We start from the raw sequence: 20034 nt of genomic DNA on the forward strand, positions 1-20034 counted from the left end.
CCAGCGAAGCCTGACCCGACCATGAGCGCCACGCCTTCCGCCGAAACCGATAATGACGTGTACAAGACCCTGCTTGAATCCACCAAGGCGATTCCCTGGCGAATCGACTGGCGGACCATGACCTTCAGCTATATAGGCCCGCAGATCGAGACCTTGCTGGGCTGGACACCGGACAGCTGGGTCGGGGTCGATGACTGGGTGGCGCGCATGCACCCGGATGATCGCGAATACGTGGTGAACTTCTGTGTGTCGCAATCCAAGGCCGGCGTCGACCACGAGGCCGATTACCGCGCACTGACCAGCGGCGGCGACTACGTGTGGATCCGGGACGTGGTGCATGTGGTGCGCAAGGACGACGAAGTCGAGGCCCTGATCGGCTTCATGTTCGACATCAGCGAACGCAAGAAGACCGAGGAACACCTGATCCGTCTGCAGAAGCAGTTGGAGGAATACTCGTTCCAGGACGGCCTGACCGGCATCGCCAACCGCCGCATGTTCGACACCGTGCTCGCCCGGGAGTGGGAGTACGCCCAGCGCAATCAACTGCCGCTGTCGCTGATCATCCTCGATATCGATTTTTTCAAGCAGTACAACGACCACTACGGGCATATCAAGGGTGACGAAGCCCTGCGCCAGGTGGCCCAGACGCTGTCCCAGGCGACCAACCGACCACGGGATTTCATTGCCCGGATCGGCGGCGAGGAATTTATCTGGTTGCTGCCGGAAACGCCGGCGGACAAGGCCCGGCAAGTGGCGGAGAAATGCCTGCAACTGGTGCGCCAGCAGCAGATCGAGCATGAGAAGTCAGCGGTGTCCGGGCTGTTGAGCCTCAGCCTCGGGGTCGGCACCATCCGTCCCGCGTTCGATGAACCGGCACTGGGCTTTGTCGAGAAGGTCGACGAGCTGTTGTACCGGGTCAAGCGCAACGGTCGGATGGGTGCCGAGTACGGCGATTTCAGCGACTGATGGGCATCCCTGGAATGCAGAACATGTAGGAGCCGGCTTGCCGGCGATGGCGGCCGCAAGAACGATACGGAATTCAAGGGCCTCATCGCCGGCAAGCCGGCTCCTACAGGGACGTGTCGGGCGCGCCAGCGGTGTGCGCCCGTCAATCCATTACAGAATCGAGATCGGGTAGTCGAGGATCAGGCGGAACTCCTTCACGTCGCCCTCGGCCTGGTCGTTGTTGGCGGTATGCCAGGCCTGGCGCATGCGCACCGAAAGGTCCTTCAGTGGCCCGGCCTGGACGATGTACTTGGCTTCCAGGTTGGTCTCGTGGTGGCTGCCATCCTCACCGTACTTGTAGTTGCGATAAGGACTGTCGGAAGCCATCTTCGTACCGTCGATATCATCGCCGTGGACATAACGGACCATGAAGCTCAGGCCCGGTACACCGTAACTCGCCATGTTCAGGTCATAACGTCCCTGCCAGGACTTTTCTCCCGGACCGTTGAAGTCCGAGTACTGCACGGAGTTGGCGAGAAATATCGAATCGCCAGTATCACCGGGACCGTTAGTGCCAAAAGCCACATAATCGAAAGGTGTATTACCATGCACTTTCTGATAGGCCACGGTCACTGTGTGAGCGGTCAGGAAAGTATAAGCGGCCGCCAGCGACCAGGTGGTGTTATTGATACTGCCGGCCTTGGCCTGACCTTCGTCATTGGTACGATAGATATTGAAGTCGAAGTTCAGCGAGTTGCCTGCGGAGAATGGCAGGGTGTAGTTGGCGTTCGCGTAGTACTGGCGCCAGATATCTTCCAGCTCGGAGCCGTAGAGGCTGAACAGCAGGTTGTCATTCACCGTGTACTTGCCGCCGACATAATCGATGCTCTTGGCGGTGACATTGGCGTAAGAGGCAAACAGGTCGTGGTCGTGGTTGGTGGTGACCGGGCCATTGCCACCGGTGAAGTGCCCGGCGTCCAGGTCCAGCCCGGCGATCTCGCTGCTCAGCAGGTTGAAGCCGGTGGCGGTCTGCGGCATCAGCCGCGTGCCGCCGGCGGCGAACACCGGCGCGGTGGGTTGCAGGTCACCGAAACGCAACTCGGTCTTGGAGATCCGCACCTTGATCGCCCCGCCCGCGGTACCGTAGTCATCCTCCGGCGAACCGTCGCGACGCACCGGCAGGTTGCCCGTGCCAGACGTCCCGGCGCCACCATCGAGCTTGATACCCCAGAAGCCGTAGGCGTCCACGCCGAAGCCGACGGTACCCTGGGTAAAACCCGAACTGAAGTTGCCGAGCACACCCTGGGTCCAGTCCTTGCGGTCGGCGTTACCGTTCTTGCGGTCGCTGTTGTAGTAGTAGTTCTTGAGATGCAGATTGAGGCTGCTGTCTTCCACCAACCCCTTGCTATCGGCCTGATCGCTGACCGCGGCCGCGCTCGCCATCTGGCTCAGCCCCAGTGAAACCGCCAGCGTGAGCAGATTCCATTTTGCCGACTTGATTGCGCTCCTCATTACACTTCCCCTTGGTTCTATCAATAAGGTATCCAGCGCCAACCGTGGCCAGCGCAACAAGGTTGCGTGTCCGGGCGGGTGGTCGAAGGAAACCGGGTAATGGCAGGCGAGCTAATACAGCGATGTCGTGCTCGGTGGTCACGACGCAATGACAGGCTCATGCCCTTCTTGTTGTATCGGGTGCTCCCCGAGTGGCGATTTTTTAGCATGAGCGCCGATACAATCCGGCAGGTTTGTATCAATAGTGACTATTGATACGGGTGATAAGCGATCATCGAATGACAGTGGTACTGTTCTCAGCGATGGCAAAGTTATGCCTCAATTATTCTCCGGTGCGTTGCTGGAACAGTGATTGGGCCATACTCTTCTTCATCATCCTTTGGTTAAGACTTTAGCTACTGTACCCAGTACAGTAGCTTTTTTTAAACAAGGACAGACGCCCATAACTTGATCGATTCAAGGAACTTGTCGTGGGCGATATTATTAGTTGCCGTACAAACAACCGCGTTTATCCACGCTACCACTTGTTCGTCCGGCCAAACGCCGACAGGCACCACAGCGGAAACGGCAAGGTCACCAGCAGCAGCAACCAGAGCAAGGCATAGACCGCATCCACCCCCTCGTTCTGCAGATTGACGAACAACTTCACCGGAATGCCCTGAGGAAAATAGGCAAAGATCATGACGATGCCGAACTCGCCGATGACCCGTACCCAGACAATCGCCAGCCCGGCGGCCAGCGCCCGCGCCGCCAGGGGCAAGGTGACGCGCCACAGCACCTGGACGCTGGAGCAGCCCAGGCCACGGGCGGCTTCCTCCAGGGACAACGGCACCGCTTCGAAGGCCGAACGGGCCGCCAGGACAAAATAGGACAGCCCGCCATACAACTGGGCCAGGACAAAAGCCGGGGCATTGTTGGTCAGCGACACCCCCAGCCGCGCCAGCGGCCCGCCCAGGGTGCCGTAGGGCCCATAGGCCGAGACCAGCAGGATGCCCATGGCCAGCGGTGGGGTCAGCAGAGCCATCAGCACCAGTGATTCCACGCCGCGCTTGAAGACCGAACGTGTCCGCGCCAACCAGCGAGCCAGGGGCAGTCCCAGCAACACGATCAAGGCACTGGACACCCCGCTCAGCCCCAGCGAAACGCCCAGCGCACTCCAATCGCCATAGGCGAGTTGCAGGTGGCTCCAGGCGGTTTCCCGGACCAGTGCCAGGAACGGCAGGCCCAGCAGCAGGCCCGCCGGCACGCAGAGCCAGGTCGACAACCGCAGGTTCGAGGCTGACACCCTCAATTGACCAGGGCATCGCCCTTGGGCTTGCCATAACCATCATGGGCAAACAACGCCTGGCCTTCGGCCGATTGCATGAAGGTAACAAAGGCCTTGGCCTGCCCGGGATTCGGCGCGTTCTTCAGGACCGCCGCATAAAACACCAGCGGTTGCGGATGCAGGACCTGATCCTTGCCGGCCTTGTCCTTGAGACTGAGGCTGACCGTGTCGTACCAGTCCTTGGCGAACCGTGGGTTGCTCAGGTTGATCTCGTCCGGCAGCGCCACATAGGGCAAGCCCGCCGACAAGGTCGCACTCTCGTAGCCCGAGGCCGCGTCGACCTGCCCGGCCTCCAGGCGCGTCAGCAACCCGCCTTCGCCAAACACCTGGGCCGGATTCTGTACTTCGCCAAGCACCCGTTGCGCGAGGCCGGGCTGGCGGTAGTATTTTTCGGCCAGTTGCAGGGCGAACACGATGTTCTGACCCTGGGGATCGGTCGCCGCATCGGTCCGACCGAAACGCAGCCCCGGTTGCTGCAGCACCTGCCACCAGGGTTGATCGGTGTTCGCCGCCTTGCTGGCCTCGAACGCCTTGGCGAACGAACTCTTGGGGTTATAGGCGATCACCATGCGCGTGCTGGCGACCGGTACTGCCTCATCCACCAGTCCGGCCTGACGGAGAATTTCGATGGGCCCCGGCGTGATCGAAACGAACACATCCGCCACCACCTTCTTCGAGGCGAGCATGCGCGCCAGGCCATAGGCACCCTCGCCCTGCCCCTGGTAGGTCAGTTGGTGTTGCCGGGCAAACGCCGGCCCGAGAGCCTTGTCCATGACCACGCCCATGGAGCCGGCATAGGTGACGTGCAACGTCTCGGCCGCCTGGACCGCCAGGGACATCGACAAGACCAACCCGCTCAAGGCCATTTTCCACAGATGCTTGCTCATGCTGCCGCTCCACCGCTATAGGGTCATGTATATAGCGACGCAGCCTAACGCCCTGCACAGGGGCAGGGAACGGTGTTGGCGCGGGAAAGCATGATATTGAGACTTGGGCGCTATCTTTTGTCCGTTAGCCTTGACCGACAGCTCGGTCGCCCGGCGGCCCGCTCGCCCGGCACTCGGGGCCGGGACGATCGGTCAGCGGGCGCGCGGCTCAAGCCTGGGCGTTGGCCTGTTGCTCCTCCAGATAGCGGCCCTGGGGCGTGCGGCTGGAACCGTTCTCGCTCAACAAGGACGCATGCGACTGGTCGGCCACGGGCGTCAGCTGGAAGCACACGCCGTCCGGGCATTGGCGTTTTTCGGCCGCGGCATCGGCGTGCACCGCCGCACCGGCCAGGGAGAAAGCAATTGCACTCAGGTAGGTTTTAACGGGGCTCATGGCATGCACTCTCGTATCAGGAATAGAAGGCAAAACAGGGCAAAGGCAAAACGCTGCAAGGCTCAGCTCCCTTCATGGCAGATATCGGAAAACTTGCGGTAGTCGAGGATGTGCTGCTGTCCCTGGGAGTCGAGGTAACTCATCCGGGCATTGACCACACTGCACTCCGGACCCGCTTCCTGGGTCAGGGACAGCACTTTGCGTACATCCAGGTGAGTGCCGTAGCTGTAGGTCTCTGGCTGGGCTTGAGTTTGGGCTTCGGCCCGGGCCGACAAGGTGCAGATATTCAGGGCGGCAAACAGGCAGGCGGCGTAGATGGCTTTGGTGTTCATGGGCGGTTCCCGTCGGTAGGTGGATTCAGTGAGGCCGAGCGCTGTTGTCTCGATGGGACCCATTGAATGCCCGGCAGGTATCCCGAGTGTGTCGTGAACCGACGGCTGTTAAACCTCAAGTGTCTGGAGCGTCCCGGGATACACAGCGATACACTCCGGCGGGAAAAAGTGCGACGAACACAACGCGCGCTGGAAGTATCCCGGATACATGACTGTGGTGAACTGCATCACCGAAGTGATGGACACGAGGAGTCACCCGATGCTTTTCCCGAAAAACCTGCTGTTGGGCACGGCCCTGTTCAGCCTGCTGCTGGGCAGTGGCAGCCTTTTGGCCGCACAGGAGACCTTCAGTTACCTGGCGGATTTTGCCGGGCATATCAACTTCGACGCCACCGCCGAGTTCCGTGACGCCGCCCACCAATCCATTCGCCAGAACTATCGCGGCCCGCTGGATTTTGCCGAGGATGGGCAGCGGATTCGCCCGTGAACCGGCTTTTTTTGAATATCCATGTATCCGCCATGCGCCAGATACACTGCAATACAAAGCACGGGAGGCAAGCGTCGCGCCCCCCGTTAGACTGGACCATGACCCATTTTTGCCAGAGGTTGAAACGATGGAACATGTCGATCACATCCTGATCGTGGACGATGACCGGGAGATCAGGGAGCTGGTGGGCAACTACCTGAAGAAAAACGGTCTGCGTACCACTGTCGTCGCCGACGGCCGGCAGATGCGCGCCTTCCTGGAAACCACCCCGGTGGACCTGATCGTGCTGGACATCATGATGCCCGGCGACGATGGCCTGTTGCTGTGTCGCGAACTGCGCGCCGGCAAGCACAAGGCCACCCCGGTCTTGATGCTGACCGCCCGCAACGATGAGACCGACCGGATCATCGGCCTCGAAATGGGTGCCGACGATTACCTGGTCAAGCCGTTCGCCGCCCGTGAACTGCTCGCCCGGATCAATGCCGTGCTGCGCCGCACACGGATGCTGCCGCCCAACCTGGTGGTGACCGAAAGTGGTCGCCTGCTGGGCTTCGGCCGCTGGAAGCTGGACACCACCGCCCGTCACCTGCTGGACGAGGACGGCACTCTGGTGGCCCTCAGCGGCGCCGAGTATCGCCTGTTGCGGGTGTTTCTCGATCACCCGCAGCGGGTGCTCAATCGCGACCAGTTGCTCAACCTGACCCAGGGCCGCGACGCCGATCTGTTCGACCGCTCCATCGATCTGCTGGTCAGCCGTCTGCGCCAACGCCTGCTGGATGATGCGCGGGAGCCGGCCTATATCAAGACCGTGCGCAGCGAGGGTTATGTGTTTTCCCTGCCGGTGGAAATCCTCGGTGCCGAGTCATGAAACGCGTTTTGCACTGGCCGCGCACCCTGGCGTCACGGCTGTCGCTGATTTTCCTGATCTGCCTGATCCTGGCCCAGGCGCTGTCCTTCGCCGCGCAAGCCTATGAGCGCTACGAAAGCGCGAAGAACGCCATGCTCGGCAATCTGGAAACCGATGTGTCGACGTCCATCGCCATTCTCGAACGCCTGCCGGCGGTGGAACGCGACAGTTGGCTGCCACGCCTGGCGCGGCACAATTATGGCTACCTGCTGGACGAGGGTGCCCATGGCGTGCCCATGAGCGCGGGCGACCTGCCAGTTGCCGTGCCTTCGATCGAGGACGCCCTGGGCCCGGATTACCCGGTGACCTTCAGCGATATTCCCGGGCCGCAGAAGCACTTCCAGGCGCACCTGACACTCAAGGACGGCAGCCCGGTGACCATCGACGTGCGGCCGGCGATCATGCCCATGCTGCCCTGGCTGCCGGTGGTCCTGCTCGGGCAGTTGCTGCTGATGCTCGCCTGCACCTGGCTCGCCGTGCGGATTGCCGTGCGGCCGCTGACCCGCCTGGCCCAGGCCGTGGAAAACCTCGATCCCAATACCCACGGCGTGCACCTGGACGAAGCCGGCCCCTCCGAAGTCGCCCATGCCGCCGCCGCGTTCAACGCCATGCAAAAACGCATCGCCGACTATCTCAAGGAACGCATGCAATTGCTCGCGGCGATTTCCCATGATCTGCAGACCCCCATCACCCGCATGAAACTGCGTGCCGAGTTCATGGACGAGTCCACGGAGAAGGACAAGCTCTGGCAGGACCTGGGCGAGATCGAACACCTGGTGCGCGAAGGCGTCGCCTATGCCCGCAGCGTGCACGGTGCCACCGAGGTCAGTTGCCGTATCGACTTGGATTCGTTCCTCGACAGCCTGGTGTTCGACTACCAGGATACCGGGCAGGCCGTGGAGTTGATGGGCAAGAACGGCGCGCTGATCGAGGTTCGCCCCCATGCCCTGCGCCGGGTGCTGGTCAACCTGGTGGACAATGCCCTGAAGTTCGCCGGTTCCGCCCAACTGGTGGTGACGTCGAAGGACAACCAGGGGCTATCGATCCTGGTGCTCGACCGTGGCCCGGGGATCGCCGAGGACGAGCTGCAGGAAGTCCTCAAGCCCTTCTATCGCGTGGAAAGCTCGCGCAACCGCAGTACCGGTGGCACCGGCCTGGGGCTGGCGATCGCCCAGCAGCTGGCGGTGGCCCTCGGTGGCTCGCTGACCCTGAGCAACCGTGAAGGCGGCGGTCTGTGTGCGGAACTGCAACTAGGGACGACCCAGCACTGAGTGTTCCCGCGACGGTGTACCTCGGACCAGCGAGGCCCACCTGGGCGTCTGATTTAGCTATGCTAGGGCACTTTTTGAGTGCCCGGTTCCCGCATTATCAGGAAAACGCCCCATGACAGACCGCGAGATCATCATTCCAGAATCCATGCGTCCGATCGTCGAACGCGCCGGCTACGCCCCCGCCGTCAAGGTCGGAGCGACGCTGTACTGTGCCGGCCAGGTGGGCCGTACCGCGCAAATGGAAGTGATCACCGACCCCGAGGCGCAGTTCGTCGCCTGCTGGGAAAACCTGCATCTGGTCCTGGCCGCCGGCGGGTGTACATTTGACGACGTGGTCGAGATGACCACCTATCATGTCAATATGAGCCAGCACATGGCAGTCTTTCGCGAGGTCAAGAATCGTGTGTTTCCACGTGGGCACTGTGCCTGGACGTCGATCGGCGTCGCGGAACTGGCACACCCCGGCCTGCTGGCGGAGATCAAATGCGTGGCGGTACAACGCCGCGCATGATCGCGCCTTGCCTCACCCCTGGCGTACGACCACGGTCGACGCCGGCCTTTCTGATGCCGCCTGCACCCTGTCGCCCGGCCGCGTCGCTTTCATGGAATAGAGAATGACCCAACGATCTGTAATCAATGCTTCGGTCAGCCCCAAAGGCAGCCTTGAAACCCTTTCCCAGCGTGAAGTGCAACAACTCAGCGAGGCCGGCTCCGGCAGCATCTATACCCTGTTCCGCCAGTGCGCCCTGGCCATCCTCAATACCGGCGCCCATGTCGACAACGCCAAGACCATCCTCGAAGCCTATAAGGACTTCGAGATCCGCATTCACCAGCAAGACCGTGGCGTACGTCTGGAACTGCTGAACGCTCCGGCCGATGCCTTCGTCGACGGCGAGATGATCGCCAGCACCCGGGAAATGCTCTTCAGCGCCCTGCGCGATATCGTCTACACCGAGAACGAACTGGAAAGCCAGCGCATCGACCTGGACAGTTCCCAGGGCATCACCGACTACGTTTTCCATCTGCTGCGCAATGCCCGCACCCTGCGTCCCGGCCTGGAGCCGAAGATGGTGGTGTGCTGGGGCGGTCATTCGATCAGCAGCGAGGAGTACCAGTACACCAAGAAAGTCGGCCACGAACTGGGCCTGCGCAGCCTGGACATCTGCACCGGCTGCGGTCCCGGCGTGATGAAGGGACCGATGAAGGGCGCGACCATCTCCCACGCCAAGCAGCGCATCACCACCGGCCGCTACCTGGGCCTGACCGAACCGGGCATCATCGCCGCCGAGGCGCCGAACCCGATCGTCAACGAACTGGTGATCATGCCCGACATCGAGAAGCGCCTGGAGGCGTTCGTGCGGGTCGGCCACGGCATCATCATCTTCCCGGGCGGTGCCGGCACGGCCGAGGAGTTCCTCTACCTGCTGGGGATCCTGATGCACCCGGACAACCGTGACCTGCCGTTCCCGGTGATCCTCACCGGGCCGAAAAGCGCGGAAGCCTACCTGCAGCAGTTGCATGCCTTTGTCGGCGCAACCCTGGGGGAAGCGGCGCACCAGCACTACCAGATCATCATCGACGATCCGGCGCAGGTTGCCCGGCAGATGGCCCTGGGCCTCAAGGCCGTCAAGCAGTTCCGTCGCGAACGCAACGACGCCTTCCACTTCAACTGGCTGCTGAAGATCGACGAAGGTTTCCAGCGCCCGTTCGACCCGACCCATGCCAACATGGCCAGCCTGAAACTGAACCGCAACCAGCCGGCCCACCAACTGGCGGCCAACCTGCGCCGGGCGTTTTCCGGGATCGTCGCCGGCAACGTCAAGGACAAGGGTATTCGCCTGATCGAGGAACACGGCCCCTACGAGATCCACGGCGATGCCGAGGTCATGCGGCCATTGGACAAACTGCTCCAGGCCTTCGTCGCGCAACACCGGATGAAACTGCCGGGCGGCGCGGCCTACGAGCCTTGCTATCGAGTCGTTACCTGAAATCGGCTGATCCGCCAGGATCGTTCTGGCGGCTGCTTCAGCCGCCAGTTCCCCATCCCCGCGAACGCTCGCAGCACCCTTTCCTCAAGGCCTGTAGGAAACGTAAACAGCGCCTGATCCCCTCTTGATCGCCTGGGCAAATCCACTCATTCTTGACCCTCAACATCAGTGCAACTATATTTAGTTGCAGGCAGGAGGCCCGGTGTCCAGGAATGAAAAGCTGCTCGCAAAACTGCTCAACCCATGGATGGTCTTCACATGGCCGGAACTGGTCACGCTGCTGGGCCATTTCGGCTATCGCCGGCTTGAAGGTTCAGGCAGCCGGGTCAAGTTCGACAACGGCGACCCGCTTGCAGCGATCAGCCTGCATAAACCTCATCCAGGCAATGAGCTGAGAACCTATATCAGGCGTCAGGTGATCGACCATCTACGCTCAGGAGGACTGATTCCGTGACCAACCAGATGCACTACAAAGGCTATTACGGCTCCATCGAAGCCAGCGTCGAGGACAACTGCCTGTTCGGCAAACTTCAGTTCATCCGGGCGCTGGTGAGCTACGAGGGGCAGACCGTGGCGGAGCTGGAAACAGCCTTCAAGGAGGCGGTGGAGGACTATCTCGACAACTGCCAGCGCCTCAAGCAGTCTCCCGAAGTACCGTGCAAGGGTTCGTTCAACGTCCGGGTCGGCCATGACCTGCACCTGGCCGCCGCCCTCAGCGCCACGCGCCAGAAACTGACATTGAACGACCTGACCCGCCAGGCGCTGAGCGAGTACCTGCTGCGCCACGCCTGATTCAGGGTCGCGTCAGTCCCTGGCGCAGGTGCTCGATTTCGGTCCGGCAGGCGCAGCCGTCCAAGTGGTCGTTGACCATGCCCGTGGCCTGCATCAGGGCGTAGATCGTGGTGGGCCCGACGAAGGTCCAGCCGCGCTTTTTCAAGGCCTTGGACAAGCGCACCGAGGCCGGCGATGTCGGGTTGGCCTTCCAGTAGTCGAAGTCCACCACGGCGGGTCGCTCATCCGCCGAGGGCTCGAACGACCATATCCAGGCCGCCAGCGATCCGCTCTCCTCTGTCAGTTCACAGGCGCGCCGAGCGTTGTTGAGCACCGAAAGAATCTTGCTGCGATTACGCACGATACCCGGATTATCCATCAGCCGGGCCACATCCGTGTCGGTGTAGCGGGCCACACGCCGGAAATCGAAGCCATCAAAAGCTGCACGGAAATTCTCGCGTTTGCGCAGGATGGTGATCCAGGCCATGCCGGCCTGGAAACCTTCCAGGCAAATTTTCTCGAACAGGCGAATATCATCGGTGACGGGACGCCCCCACTCCGCATCGTGGTAATGGACATACTCCAGCATGGAGGAGCGCCAGAGGCAGCGGGTGATGCCTGATTCGTCGACCATCAGGCCCGGGGAAATCGTGTCCATGCAGTGCCTTTGCTTGCCAATGATCGTGCTCAATCCTGACACGATGGGCAGCGTCGTTGCGAGGATCTTGTACGACAACGGCCCGCCTTGTGACCAAGACGGGCCGCGGCACACACTCACTCGCCGGGATCAGAAGCGGTAGTTCAAGCCCACCCGCAGCATTTGTCCTTCATTCTTGAACTTGGAGTCATAACCGGTGCCGGCGCCGCCGCTGCCAGGGATGACCTTGACGTTGAGTTTGTCTTCACCCAGGTCGTAGTAGAGGTATTCGGTCTTGAGCGACAGCTGGCTGGTCAGCATCTGCTCGATACCGGCACCGACGGTGTAACCGACCTTGAACTGGCTCTGGCTGCCGCTGAACTGGGTGTTGCCGGTCGGGCCGAACATGTCGACGCTCTGGCTGGTTTCGCCATAGGCCAGACCGGCGGTGCCATAGACCAGGGTACGGTCGAAGGCATAGCCGAAACGCCCGCGCAGGGTACCGAGGTACTTGATCTTCGATTCGAACTTGTTGTTCAGCGCCGCGCCGGTGTTCAACTGGCGGGTGCCGATATTGCGGCTGTCGTCCAGGTCGGTGTAGGACAGGTCAGTCTCGACACCCGCTACCCACTGACCGAACTGGTAGTTGTAGCCCAGTTGCACACCACCGACAAAACCGTTGCGATCCAGGTCGACCGAGCCCGGACGGGCGCCACCGGCGATGTTGGCGATGTTCGGTGCGGCCTGGCCCTTGGTGTGCACGGTAGTGTCGCCGCCGAAGCCTGCGCCGGCGTTGACGCCGCCGTAGAAACCGGTCCAGTCCACGGCACCGTTGGACGACGCATAGCTCGATTGGGCCGAGGTCGGCAGATCGGCGGCCTGGGCGGCCAGGCTGCCCAACAGGGTCACGGTCGTTGCAACGAGAAGACGGTTGATCATGTGAAAGCTCCTGATTTGCGGGTCAAGTGTTTTTTTGGCACAGCGTTGCCCGCACACGGGCCTGGGCCCGTCTGTGGGGAGTGGAACAAAAGGGGATGTTTTGCAGGCCCGTCCCGGATCAGCGCGGGCCGCGGCTACGTCAGTGGTAAAAGGCTATTCGGCGGTAAATTGGTAGTCCGCGCTGTAGGGTTCGACATGGATCGCCCCAGCCTGGGTGCAGGCCCCGGAGAAAACCCCGCCGCGGGTGTTGAGACGCTGCACCGAGACCACTTTCGACAAGGCACCGCTGCCCTGGTGATCGACCACTTCCAGCTTGAGCAGCGCCAGGTCTTTCTTCGTTGCCCCCGGTTGCTGGGACACGACCTTGGCGACTACCGCACTGCGGTCGGCAAACTCCCAGGTCGGCCCGGCGAAGTGCCGTCCGACAGTCTTGCCGTTGAAGATCAGGGTGGCGAGAGGCTCGCGAAACTGCCAGGTGAGTTTGCCCGAGGTGTCCGCGGTGCAGTTGTAGAGCTGCACGCCTTCACCGCGCACGGAGAGTACCGTGGCATCACCGGCCGTCAGCAGCTTGGGCGGGGCATCCGCCGCGCGGGTGGCGCCGGTAATGAACGCACAGAGCATCAGCCCCAGGATGGCCAGCACCCGGGCAGTTGCCGAAGGACCATTGCCGCGCTTTTGAGCGAGTTGTATCAGGACGGTGTCGTGCATGAGTGAGAGTTCCACGGGTCAGGGTCGCGTTCAGTGTGGCGGCGTCTGAAGGGAGAACAACTCACTCATGATTTTTATTCGCAACTTTTTCCAGAATCCGTGATCAGCGCGTCGCGACCACGAACAAGCGTGGGAACGGCAACAGCACCGTGCCGTCGGCCAACGCCGGATAAGCCTCGCTGATCGCCGCCAGATAACGCTGCAGGTAAGCGACCTTTTCCGCCTCATCCAGCGGTGCCAGGTACGGCCGCAAGGCAGAGCCCTTGAACCACTCGACCACCGCCGCATGCCCACCCGCCAGCGGATGGTGATACGTGGTGCGCCAGACATCCACCGTCGTGCAGTGTGGCCGCAGCAACTCGTAGTAGAACGTCGCATCGTGCCGTGGCGGATGGCGTACCGCACCGATCTTGGCCGCCCACGGTCCGTCCGCCGCCACTTCGCGGGCCAACCGGTGGGACGGCTCCTGCATATTGTCCGGGGTCTGCACCGCCAGGCTGCCCCCGGCTACCAGCTTGCTCACCAGATGGGGGTAAAGCGTGGCGTGATCCGGCAGCCATTGCAGCGAAGCATTGGCCAGGATCACATCGAAGGCCTGGTCCGGGTTCCAGGCCGCGATATCCGCCAGTTCGAAATTCAGCGCGGGCAAACGCTCGCGGGCACTGACCAGCATGTCATCGGAACTGTCCATGCCGGTGACCCGCGCGTCACTGAAACGCTGGGCCAGGACCTCGGTGGAGTTGCCCGGACCGCATCCCAGATCGACGGCCACCTGTACCGAACGCGTCGGGATCGCCGCGACCAGATCACGGACGGGACGGGTTCGCTCTGCTTCAAAGGTCGAATATTGCTTGGCTGACCAGGTCATCACGCTTCCTCTTGTGTGTGGGGAGTGAGCACAGCGTAGGTTTTGCAAACCATGATGACAAATGCCAATAATGACAAGCTGCCATACTCCAAAGGTATTTAAATGCTTGAGCTGCGTCGTTTGCACGCCTTTGTCGTGATCGCCGAGGAAGGTCATATCACCCGCGCGGCGGAACGTCTGCATATGCAGCAACCGCCGCTTACCCGTCTGCTGCAGAAGCTTGAAGCCGAGATGGGCGTGCCCCTGATGGAGCGCCTGCCCCGTGGCGTGCGCCCGACCACCGCCGGCCTGGCATTGCTGGAAGAAGCCCGGGCCGTGCTGGCCCGGGCCGAAGGCGTGACCGAAGTGGTACGCCGCGCCGCTCGTGGCGAACAGGGACGGCTCGGAGTCGGCTTCACCAGCTCCGCCGCCTTGCATCCGTTTGTGCCGGGGGTGCTGCGGCATTTTCGCGAAACGTTTTCCGGCGTCTCGGTGGCCCTGGAAGAAGCCGGTACCGGCGAGTTGATGGACGCACTGGTGCACGAGCGCCTGGACGCGGCCTTCGTGCGTTCGCCCCTGAGCGGCACACCGACCCTGCAAGCCGAGCCGATCCTGAGCGAGCCCATGTTGCTGGCGCTGCCGATGGATCATCCCCTGGCCCGGGACAGCGCCAGCGCCCTGCCCTTGTCCGCGCTCGCCGGTGAAGCCTTTGTGCTGTATCGGCGTCGGGTCGGACTGGGGCTCTACGACGCCATTCTGGTGGCCTGTCGTGAAGCCGGTTTCAGCCCGCGGGTGATCCAGGAAGCACCGCGCATGGCGGCGACCCTGAGCCTGGTGGCGGCGGGACTCGGCGTGTCGATCGTACCGGCCTCGATGCAGCGCCTGCGGGGCGACGGTATCGCCTATCGCGCCCTGACCGAGTGTCCGGGGCTGATTGCCCCCTTGCACCTGGCAACCCGGGTGGGTGACAGCTCGTCGGTGTTGCAGCGCTTTCGCGAAATGGTCATCCAGGCTGCGGCCACCGAGTGCTGAACAGCTTGCAGGAACGGGCTTGGTCCGAGCGGCAGTGCGACGAATATTTCAGCGATCTTGCGGGCCTCTTCGGGGGCAAGCCCCCTCCCACACAGGCAACGCTCATCCAGGAAATGTGTTCAATTGCCCCGGCCGCCGGCAAACGACCATTCATCCGCGGCGGTGGTGGTGATCACCACCATCACATCCTCCGGGTCCAGCCCAGGCGCCGCTTGCAGCCGCCGCACCAGCGTGCGGTAGAACGCCTGCTTGAGCGAAGTCTCACGCTGCCGGCCGGCGGTAATAGCGATCAGTACATAGTCCTGGCTGCGCGGGCCGCCAAGATAGTGTTCGTCGAAGATCAGCTCCCCCACCTCATGCTGATGAATGACCTGGAAACGGTCGGTGGGCGGCACCTCGAAGCTCTCCACCAAAGCCTCGTGGAGACTTTGCGAAAGCTGTTTCAGGTACTCGGGCGACTTGCCCCGGTGCAGCGAAATACGGGCGAAAGGCATGATTGGCAGTTCCAGTAATCGGGTTGACGAGGAGAAACTAACAAGGGAGGATTGTTCCGAATATCAGATTAAACAGAACCCATCATCCCGTTTTAATGGATATTCAAGCCATGCGCCGCCCGACCTTCGATCTTGATGTGCTGCGTACTTTCGTGACCGGCGTCGAGTTCAACAGCTTCGCCAAGGCCGCCGAACGGCTCGGGCGCTCGACCTCGGCGGTCAGTGCCCAGTTGAAGAAACTCGAAGACCAGGTGGGCAGCGCGGTGCTGGCGAAATCGGGACGCGGGCTGGCACTCACGCCCCTGGGCGAAGCCCTGCTCAGCCATGCCCGCCGATTGTTGGAACTCAACGACGAGATCTTTGAAAGCCTGCACGAAACGCAGGTCGAAGGCTGCGTACGTCTCGGCCTGCAGGAAGACTTCGGCGAGCACCTGCTCAGCGAGATTCTGCGGCGCTTCGCCAAGGCTCATCCACGGGTCAGTCTGGAAGTGCGGATCGGCCGCAATGCCGAACTGTTGGGACTGATCGAGCGCGGTCAGCTGGACCTGGCACTGGCCTGGGAAACAGCGGCCGATACGCCCTACTCCAGCCGGATCGGCATGACGCCGATGCAGTGGATCGGCCCCAAGGACCTGTCCTTGCCCACGGACCAGGGCGGCGCGCCCCTGCCCCTGGTGATGTTCGACGCCCCCTGCGTGCTGCGCAGCGCCGCCACCCAGGCGCTGGATCAGGCCCGCATTCCCTGGCGGGTGGCACTCACCAGCCCGAGCGTCGGCGGGATCTGGGCGGCGGTAGCGGCCGGCCTCGGTATCACCCTGCGCACCCGCATCGGCCTGCCCGCTCATCTGGCAGTGCTGCCGGGGCTCCCGGACGTGCCGAGCCTGGGTTATGTCTTGCATCGTGCCGTGGAAGAACCGACAGGAGCGGTCCGGCAGTTGGCAGCGGCGATTCGGACGAGTCTGGAGGAACAGGTATTTCATGACCTTGCCCAACCCGAGAAACCACCCCTGTAGGAGCCGGCTTGCCGGCGATGGCGCTCGATGAGACGACGCAAGACTCAATGGTCTTGCCGCCTGTCATCGAGCCTCAGTCTTCCTTGCGCAGGTTGGCGTTGGCCCGCTGCAGAAAGTCCACGAACAATGCCACCTCGTCAGCGCTGAAACCCAGCAGCGCCTTGTCATTACCATCACAGAGGATGTCCTTGGCCTGAGGTATCCGGGCGAGCCCCAGCTCGGTCAGTTCGACGATCTGGATGCGCTTGTGCTCCGGATCGGGACGGCGCTGAATCAACCCGTCGCGCTCCAGGCGGGCCAGGGTCTGGGCCATGGACGGTTGCTCGACCTGCAACAACCGGGCGAGCTCGGCCTGCGTCCGCGCCTCTCCCCGCTGCAACGCGCCCAGCACCGGCATACTGGCCATGCCGATAGCCAACGGCCGCAAGCGTATTTCAGCCTGGCGAATCAACTCCTGCGACACGCGCTTGATCAGGAAAGAAGGCACCTGATACAGATCCACATCATTCATGTTTCGCCCCTTGTCATAGGCACCTATGTTAATACATCATAGGTGCCTATGACAAACAACGTTCCGGAATGACACCATGGTATCGAATCCGCGTATCGCCATTGTCGGCGCCGGTCTCGGCGGCTTGATGCTGGCTCGGATGCTGTATCTCAAGGACGTGCCCTTTCTGATTTTCGACCGTGACGAATCGGCCTCGCACCGCCCCCAGGGCGGCATGCTCGACCTGCACGTGGAGACCGGCCAGTACGCACTCCGGCGTGGCGGTTTGTTCGAGGTTTTCCAGAAGTTTGCCCGCTACGAAGACCAGGGCTTTCGCCTGTTCGACAAGCACGGCGCACTGCTGCTGGAAAAAGCCGATGCGGCCAGCGGCGACCGCCCGGAGATCGACCGTGGCCAGTTGAGGGAACTGCTGCTGGAGTCGATCCCGGAAGACGCCTTGCGCTGGGGCCATACCCTCAGGGACGCCGAGCAACAGGACGATGGCTACACCGAACTGCGCTTCGACAACGGCCTGACACAGCGCTTCGAATTGGTGGTCGGTGCCGACGGTGCCTGGTCCCGGGTGCGCCCGCTGGTGTCGTCGACGGCGCCCGACTTCACCGGGCTGACCCTGCATGAACTGTCGATTCCCGACGCCGATACCCGTTATCCCGACGTCGCACAAAAGGTCGGACACGGCATGCTGGTTGCCAAGGGCGGGCACCAGACGATCTTCGCGCAGCGCAATGCCAACGCCCATATCCGCGTGTATGCGGCCTTGCACCAACCAGCCACCCGGCCTGAGGAAAAGACCAGAGTCGACCTGCTCCGCGACTTCGGCGACTGGGACGCTTCATTGCTGCAACTGCTTCAGGTCGCGCAAGAGCCGGTACGGCCCTGGCCGGTTCATATCCTGCCCATCGGTCATCGCTGGGCGCACCGCGACGGCGTGACCTTGCTGGGCGATGCCGCGCACCTGATGCCGCCCGCCGGCGAAGGCGCCAACCTGGCCCTGCGCGATGCGGTGGACCTGGCCGAAGCGCTGCTGGACGACGAGGACTGGAAAGCCGCGGTGCGCGCCCATGAGCAGGTGATGTTCGAACGCGCCGCCGCCTCGGCCGCCGAAGCCCACAAGATGCTGCTGGTGGACTCCGCCGAGAAGATCCGGGAACTGATGGAGAGCCATCCGGGTGCCGAGGCCTGAGGTGTATAAGACCACATCGACGATTGACAAAACCGGCGCCAGCTTTTAAAACTGAACGCCTGATCCAGGGTGTAAACAGATATGTCCGCAACGCTCAACCTCATCACCGTCGCCGTTGGCTTGAATGCCAAGGCAGCGGTGTGCGTTGCGTTTGCCCCTAAATCGAAGAAACAGTCGCTCATGTGACCGGGGCGCGCTGTCCCGTCAGATGAGCTGACAGGACATTGAGCGCGACGGATCACCCTCCTCCCTCCCAACTTCCTTCTACGCTTCTGACGGTGACGAAACGGTCAACCATCAGGAGAAAATGCATGTCATCGTTTCACGGTATCTGGGTTCCCATCGTCACGCCGTTTATCAACCAGGCCATCGACTTCGTCGGCCTGCGCCGCCTGGTCAGCCATCTGCTGGAAAGCGGCGTCGACGGCATCGTAGTCTGTGGCACCACCGGGGAAGCGGCCGCGCTGGGCAAGCATGAACAACTGGCGGTGCTTGACGCAGTGCTGGAGTGGGTGCCGCCGCAGCAGGTGGTGATGGGCCTGGCGGGCAACAACCTGACCGAACTGCTGCAGTTCCAGAGCGAGATACTCAAGCGCCCCCTGGCTGGCCTGCTGGTGCCGGCGCCCTACTACATCCGCCCCTCCCAGGCCGGTCTGGAAGCGTTTTTCAAAACGGTCGCCGATGCCTCCAGCGTGCCGGTCATTCTCTACGACATTCCCTATCGCACCGGGGTGAGCTTCGAACAGGCCACCCTGCTGAATATCGTCGCCCACGAGAATATTGTTGCCATCAAGGACTGCGGCGGCAACCTGAACAACACCCTGGCACTACTGGCCAGCGGTCGGGTCGATGTCTTGTGCGGCGAGGACAACCAGATTTTCAATGCACTGTGCCTGGGGGCAACCGGGGTGATCGCCGCCTCGGCCCATGTCCACCCCGAGTTGTTCGTGCAGCTGTATCGCCAACTGAGGGAGCAGCAGCTCGCCGCCGCCAGGACGACATTTTTCCGCCTGACACCGCTGATCCAGGCCCTGTTCGTCGAGCCCAATCCAGGCCCGGTGAAAACCGCCCTGACCCTCCAGGGACTGATCCGTGACGAGCTGCGTGCCCCCATGCAGGCCAGCGGCGAAAGCACGACGCGGCGCCTGCGGGAAATCCTGACAACACTCAAGCACTCTTCCCGGTAGAGGTCGCGCCGCGGCAACCACCGGGGCGTCGGGTGGTGCCGCGCCACCTCGCGGTTTACTGGCGGGGGCTCCAGACCTACGCCTGAAAACCGCCTGCCAGAGAGCTGGCCGGGGTGCTGCGACGAAACAGCGCTGTTGTGTTTTTCCAGATTGACCCTCTGAAAAAACCACCATATAGTGTGCCCACACCAAAGAAAAACACTACATGATGTGCCATGCTTCTCCTACGGCACCTCTCATCCCCCTGGAGTGCCAGGGTTTTCCGATGCCTGCTTGTGCTGTGAATCCTGTTGACCGGGAGTTGCAAACGCGCGTCTACCTGCTTGGTAAGAAGGCAGTGAATCAGGCCTACAAACACCCCATACAAGGAATATCCGATGCTCAGCTGGGACGAATTCGACAAGGAAGAAGGCGAAGTAGCGATCAAGGGCGCCAACGCCGGCCATGCCGCCGAAGCCTACATGGATCGCCTGGACAGCGCCGGTGGTGCCGCCGCCCTTGAAGCCCGTGCCGTGACCGCCAGCGACTCCGCCGCGATCATCCGTGCCAAGGCTGCCCTGGATGCCCTCGACGTTGCCGAAGGCCTGGCCGAACTCGAAGGCGCCTCGGCCCGTGTCGCGGTC

Annotated in this window: 23 protein-coding genes and 1 pseudogene; 13 read left to right on the forward strand and 11 right to left on the reverse strand. The window is 62.2% G+C overall.

Annotated features, from left to right (window positions below; translation table 11 throughout):
- The first annotated feature begins 21 nt into the window (after window positions 1–21).
- Window positions 22–966 carry a sensor domain-containing diguanylate cyclase gene (locus HX851_RS43280; protein WP_177061526.1) on the forward strand — a complete coding sequence of 315 codons (945 nt, stop codon included), beginning with the start codon at window positions 22–24 and terminating at the stop codon, window positions 964–966.
- Between the two features lie 150 nt (window positions 967–1116).
- On the opposite strand, the gene HX851_RS43285 is transcribed toward HX851_RS43280, so the two are convergent.
- The 5 genes from HX851_RS43285 to HX851_RS43305 form a co-directional block, all read right to left on the reverse strand.
- Window positions 1117–2445 carry an OprD family porin gene (locus tag HX851_RS43285; protein ID WP_177061706.1) on the reverse strand — a complete coding sequence of 443 codons (1329 nt, stop codon included), beginning with the start codon at window positions 2443–2445 and terminating at the stop codon, window positions 1117–1119.
- 529 nt (window positions 2446–2974) lie between these two features.
- Window positions 2975–3742, reverse strand: coding sequence for a molybdate ABC transporter permease subunit (locus HX851_RS43290; RefSeq protein ID WP_369680895.1), 768 nt, complete (start codon window positions 3740–3742; stop codon window positions 2975–2977).
- Between the two features lie 2 nt (window positions 3743–3744).
- Window positions 3745–4671: an extracellular solute-binding protein gene (locus tag HX851_RS43295; protein WP_177061524.1), complete on the reverse strand. Its 927-nt coding sequence runs from the start codon at window positions 4669–4671 to the stop codon at window positions 3745–3747.
- A gap of 208 nt (window positions 4672–4879) precedes the next feature.
- Window positions 4880–5104: a hypothetical protein gene (locus HX851_RS43300; RefSeq protein ID WP_177064083.1), complete on the reverse strand. Its 225-nt coding sequence runs from the start codon at window positions 5102–5104 to the stop codon at window positions 4880–4882.
- A gap of 62 nt (window positions 5105–5166) precedes the next feature.
- Window positions 5167–5436, reverse strand: coding sequence for a DUF2790 domain-containing protein (locus HX851_RS43305; RefSeq protein WP_177061513.1), 270 nt, complete (start codon window positions 5434–5436; stop codon window positions 5167–5169).
- Between the two features lie 259 nt (window positions 5437–5695).
- Here HX851_RS43305 and HX851_RS43310 point away from each other — a divergent pair, with 259 nt between their 5' ends.
- The 7 genes from HX851_RS43310 to HX851_RS43340 all read left to right on the forward strand — a co-directional run bounded on the left by HX851_RS43310 (window position 5696) and on the right by HX851_RS43340 (window position 10881).
- On the forward strand, window positions 5696–5923 hold the full coding sequence (locus HX851_RS43310) for a hypothetical protein (RefSeq protein WP_177064084.1): 228 nt from the start codon (window positions 5696–5698) through the stop codon (window positions 5921–5923).
- Window positions 5924–6050: 127 nt separating this feature from the next.
- Window positions 6051–6791, forward strand: a complete 741-nt coding sequence (locus HX851_RS43315) for a response regulator (RefSeq protein ID WP_177061509.1) — start codon at window positions 6051–6053, stop codon at window positions 6789–6791.
- Window positions 6788–8101, forward strand: a complete 1314-nt coding sequence (locus tag HX851_RS43320) for a sensor histidine kinase (RefSeq protein ID WP_177061507.1) — start codon at window positions 6788–6790, stop codon at window positions 8099–8101. The genes HX851_RS43315 and HX851_RS43320 overlap by 4 nt, the downstream gene beginning before the upstream one ends.
- A gap of 112 nt (window positions 8102–8213) precedes the next feature.
- On the forward strand, window positions 8214–8612 hold the full coding sequence (locus tag HX851_RS43325; protein WP_177061505.1) for a RidA family protein: 399 nt from the start codon (window positions 8214–8216) through the stop codon (window positions 8610–8612).
- 103 nt (window positions 8613–8715) lie between these two features.
- Window positions 8716–10089, forward strand: a complete 1374-nt coding sequence (gene ppnN, locus HX851_RS43330) for a nucleotide 5'-monophosphate nucleosidase PpnN (protein ID WP_017126105.1) — start codon at window positions 8716–8718, stop codon at window positions 10087–10089.
- 202 nt (window positions 10090–10291) lie between these two features.
- Entirely contained in the window at window positions 10292–10543 is a 252-nt protein-coding gene (locus tag HX851_RS43335; protein WP_177061503.1) for a type II toxin-antitoxin system HicA family toxin, read from the forward strand.
- An 8-nt stretch (window positions 10544–10551) separates the two neighbouring features.
- Window positions 10552–10881 carry a type II toxin-antitoxin system HicB family antitoxin gene (locus HX851_RS43340; RefSeq protein WP_218169225.1) on the forward strand — a complete coding sequence of 110 codons (330 nt, stop codon included), beginning with the start codon at window positions 10552–10554 and terminating at the stop codon, window positions 10879–10881.
- A gap of 1 nt (window position 10882) precedes the next feature.
- Here HX851_RS43340 and HX851_RS43345 read toward each other — a convergent pair whose 3' ends face one another.
- The 4 genes from HX851_RS43345 to tam all read right to left on the reverse strand — a co-directional run bounded on the left by HX851_RS43345 (window position 10883) and on the right by tam (window position 14012).
- The gene (locus tag HX851_RS43345) at window positions 10883–11518 is read right to left on the reverse strand and encodes a DNA-3-methyladenine glycosylase I (protein ID WP_177064085.1); all 636 of its coding nucleotides are present in this window, start codon (window positions 11516–11518) and stop codon (window positions 10883–10885) included.
- A 129-nt stretch (window positions 11519–11647) separates the two neighbouring features.
- Window positions 11648–12436 (reverse strand): outer membrane protein, encoded by a 789-nt coding sequence (locus tag HX851_RS43350; protein WP_177061499.1) that lies wholly within the window; start codon window positions 12434–12436, stop codon window positions 11648–11650.
- 153 nt (window positions 12437–12589) lie between these two features.
- Window positions 12590–13144: a DUF3455 domain-containing protein gene (locus tag HX851_RS43355; RefSeq protein WP_256262533.1), complete on the reverse strand. Its 555-nt coding sequence runs from the start codon at window positions 13142–13144 to the stop codon at window positions 12590–12592.
- Window positions 13145–13247: 103 nt separating this feature from the next.
- Window positions 13248–14012: a trans-aconitate 2-methyltransferase gene (gene tam / locus HX851_RS43360; protein WP_177061497.1), complete on the reverse strand. Its 765-nt coding sequence runs from the start codon at window positions 14010–14012 to the stop codon at window positions 13248–13250.
- 102 nt (window positions 14013–14114) lie between these two features.
- On the opposite strand from tam, the gene HX851_RS43365 reads away from it, so the two are divergent.
- On the forward strand, window positions 14115–15023 hold the full coding sequence (locus HX851_RS43365) for a LysR family transcriptional regulator (protein WP_177061495.1): 909 nt from the start codon (window positions 14115–14117) through the stop codon (window positions 15021–15023).
- Window positions 15024–15142: 119 nt separating this feature from the next.
- Here HX851_RS43365 and HX851_RS43370 read toward each other — a convergent pair whose 3' ends face one another.
- Window positions 15143–15517, reverse strand: a complete 375-nt coding sequence (locus tag HX851_RS43370) for a tautomerase family protein (protein ID WP_177061493.1) — start codon at window positions 15515–15517, stop codon at window positions 15143–15145.
- Between the two features lie 110 nt (window positions 15518–15627).
- On the opposite strand from HX851_RS43370, the gene HX851_RS43375 reads away from it, so the two are divergent.
- Window positions 15628–16530: a LysR substrate-binding domain-containing protein gene (locus tag HX851_RS43375; RefSeq protein ID WP_177061491.1), complete on the forward strand. Its 903-nt coding sequence runs from the start codon at window positions 15628–15630 to the stop codon at window positions 16528–16530.
- A 73-nt stretch (window positions 16531–16603) separates the two neighbouring features.
- Here HX851_RS43375 and HX851_RS43380 read toward each other — a convergent pair whose 3' ends face one another.
- Window positions 16604–17041, reverse strand: coding sequence for a MarR family winged helix-turn-helix transcriptional regulator (locus tag HX851_RS43380; RefSeq protein WP_177061489.1), 438 nt, complete (start codon window positions 17039–17041; stop codon window positions 16604–16606).
- A gap of 76 nt (window positions 17042–17117) precedes the next feature.
- Here HX851_RS43380 and HX851_RS43385 point away from each other — a divergent pair, with 76 nt between their 5' ends.
- The 3 genes and pseudogenes from HX851_RS43385 to HX851_RS43395 all read left to right on the forward strand — a co-directional run.
- The gene (locus HX851_RS43385; RefSeq protein WP_177064086.1) at window positions 17118–18224 is read left to right on the forward strand and encodes an FAD-dependent oxidoreductase; all 1107 of its coding nucleotides are present in this window, start codon (window positions 17118–17120) and stop codon (window positions 18222–18224) included.
- Window positions 18225–18535: 311 nt separating this feature from the next.
- Window positions 18536–19411 (forward strand): 4-hydroxy-tetrahydrodipicolinate synthase, encoded by an 876-nt coding sequence (dapA, locus tag HX851_RS43390; protein ID WP_177064087.1) that lies wholly within the window; start codon window positions 18536–18538, stop codon window positions 19409–19411.
- A 377-nt stretch (window positions 19412–19788) separates the two neighbouring features.
- A pseudogene (locus tag HX851_RS43395) lies at window positions 19789–20034 on the forward strand (ribonucleotide-diphosphate reductase subunit beta); the annotation flags it as partial.

Origin of the sequence: Pseudomonas gingeri, assembly GCF_013385635.1 — a bacterium.
Taxonomy (GTDB): domain Bacteria; phylum Pseudomonadota; class Gammaproteobacteria; order Pseudomonadales; family Pseudomonadaceae; genus Aquipseudomonas; species Aquipseudomonas gingeri_A.

What these genes read in the sequence shown, in the direction of transcription:
- HX851_RS43375 (WP_177061491.1), top strand. Translation starts at nt 15,628, where the DNA reads ATGCGCCGCCCGACCTTCGATCTTGATGTGCTGCGTACTTTCGTGACC.
- ppnN (WP_017126105.1), top strand. Translation starts at nt 8,716, where the DNA reads ATGACCCAACGATCTGTAATCAATGCTTCGGTCAGCCCCAAAGGCAGC.
- tam (WP_177061497.1), bottom strand. Translation starts at nt 14,012, where the DNA reads ATGACCTGGTCAGCCAAGCAATATTCGACCTTTGAAGCAGAGCGAACC.
- HX851_RS43280 (WP_177061526.1), top strand. Translation starts at nt 22, where the DNA reads ATGAGCGCCACGCCTTCCGCCGAAACCGATAATGACGTGTACAAGACC.
- HX851_RS43295 (WP_177061524.1), bottom strand. Translation starts at nt 4,671, where the DNA reads ATGAGCAAGCATCTGTGGAAAATGGCCTTGAGCGGGTTGGTCTTGTCG.
- HX851_RS43370 (WP_177061493.1), bottom strand. Translation starts at nt 15,517, where the DNA reads ATGCCTTTCGCCCGTATTTCGCTGCACCGGGGCAAGTCGCCCGAGTAC.
- HX851_RS43350 (WP_177061499.1), bottom strand. Translation starts at nt 12,436, where the DNA reads ATGATCAACCGTCTTCTCGTTGCAACGACCGTGACCCTGTTGGGCAGC.
- HX851_RS43310 (WP_177064084.1), top strand. Translation starts at nt 5,696, where the DNA reads ATGCTTTTCCCGAAAAACCTGCTGTTGGGCACGGCCCTGTTCAGCCTG.
- HX851_RS43345 (WP_177064085.1), bottom strand. Translation starts at nt 11,518, where the DNA reads ATGGACACGATTTCCCCGGGCCTGATGGTCGACGAATCAGGCATCACC.
- HX851_RS43320 (WP_177061507.1), top strand. Translation starts at nt 6,788, where the DNA reads ATGAAACGCGTTTTGCACTGGCCGCGCACCCTGGCGTCACGGCTGTCG.
- HX851_RS43305 (WP_177061513.1), bottom strand. Translation starts at nt 5,436, where the DNA reads ATGAACACCAAAGCCATCTACGCCGCCTGCCTGTTTGCCGCCCTGAAT.
- HX851_RS43380 (WP_177061489.1), bottom strand. Translation starts at nt 17,041, where the DNA reads ATGAATGATGTGGATCTGTATCAGGTGCCTTCTTTCCTGATCAAGCGC.
- HX851_RS43300 (WP_177064083.1), bottom strand. Translation starts at nt 5,104, where the DNA reads ATGAGCCCCGTTAAAACCTACCTGAGTGCAATTGCTTTCTCCCTGGCC.
- HX851_RS43365 (WP_177061495.1), top strand. Translation starts at nt 14,115, where the DNA reads ATGCTTGAGCTGCGTCGTTTGCACGCCTTTGTCGTGATCGCCGAGGAA.
- HX851_RS43355 (WP_256262533.1), bottom strand. Translation starts at nt 13,144, where the DNA reads ATGCACGACACCGTCCTGATACAACTCGCTCAAAAGCGCGGCAATGGT.
- HX851_RS43340 (WP_218169225.1), top strand. Translation starts at nt 10,552, where the DNA reads ATGCACTACAAAGGCTATTACGGCTCCATCGAAGCCAGCGTCGAGGAC.
- HX851_RS43325 (WP_177061505.1), top strand. Translation starts at nt 8,214, where the DNA reads ATGACAGACCGCGAGATCATCATTCCAGAATCCATGCGTCCGATCGTC.
- HX851_RS43315 (WP_177061509.1), top strand. Translation starts at nt 6,051, where the DNA reads ATGGAACATGTCGATCACATCCTGATCGTGGACGATGACCGGGAGATC.
- dapA (WP_177064087.1), top strand. Translation starts at nt 18,536, where the DNA reads ATGTCATCGTTTCACGGTATCTGGGTTCCCATCGTCACGCCGTTTATC.
- HX851_RS43385 (WP_177064086.1), top strand. Translation starts at nt 17,118, where the DNA reads ATGGTATCGAATCCGCGTATCGCCATTGTCGGCGCCGGTCTCGGCGGC.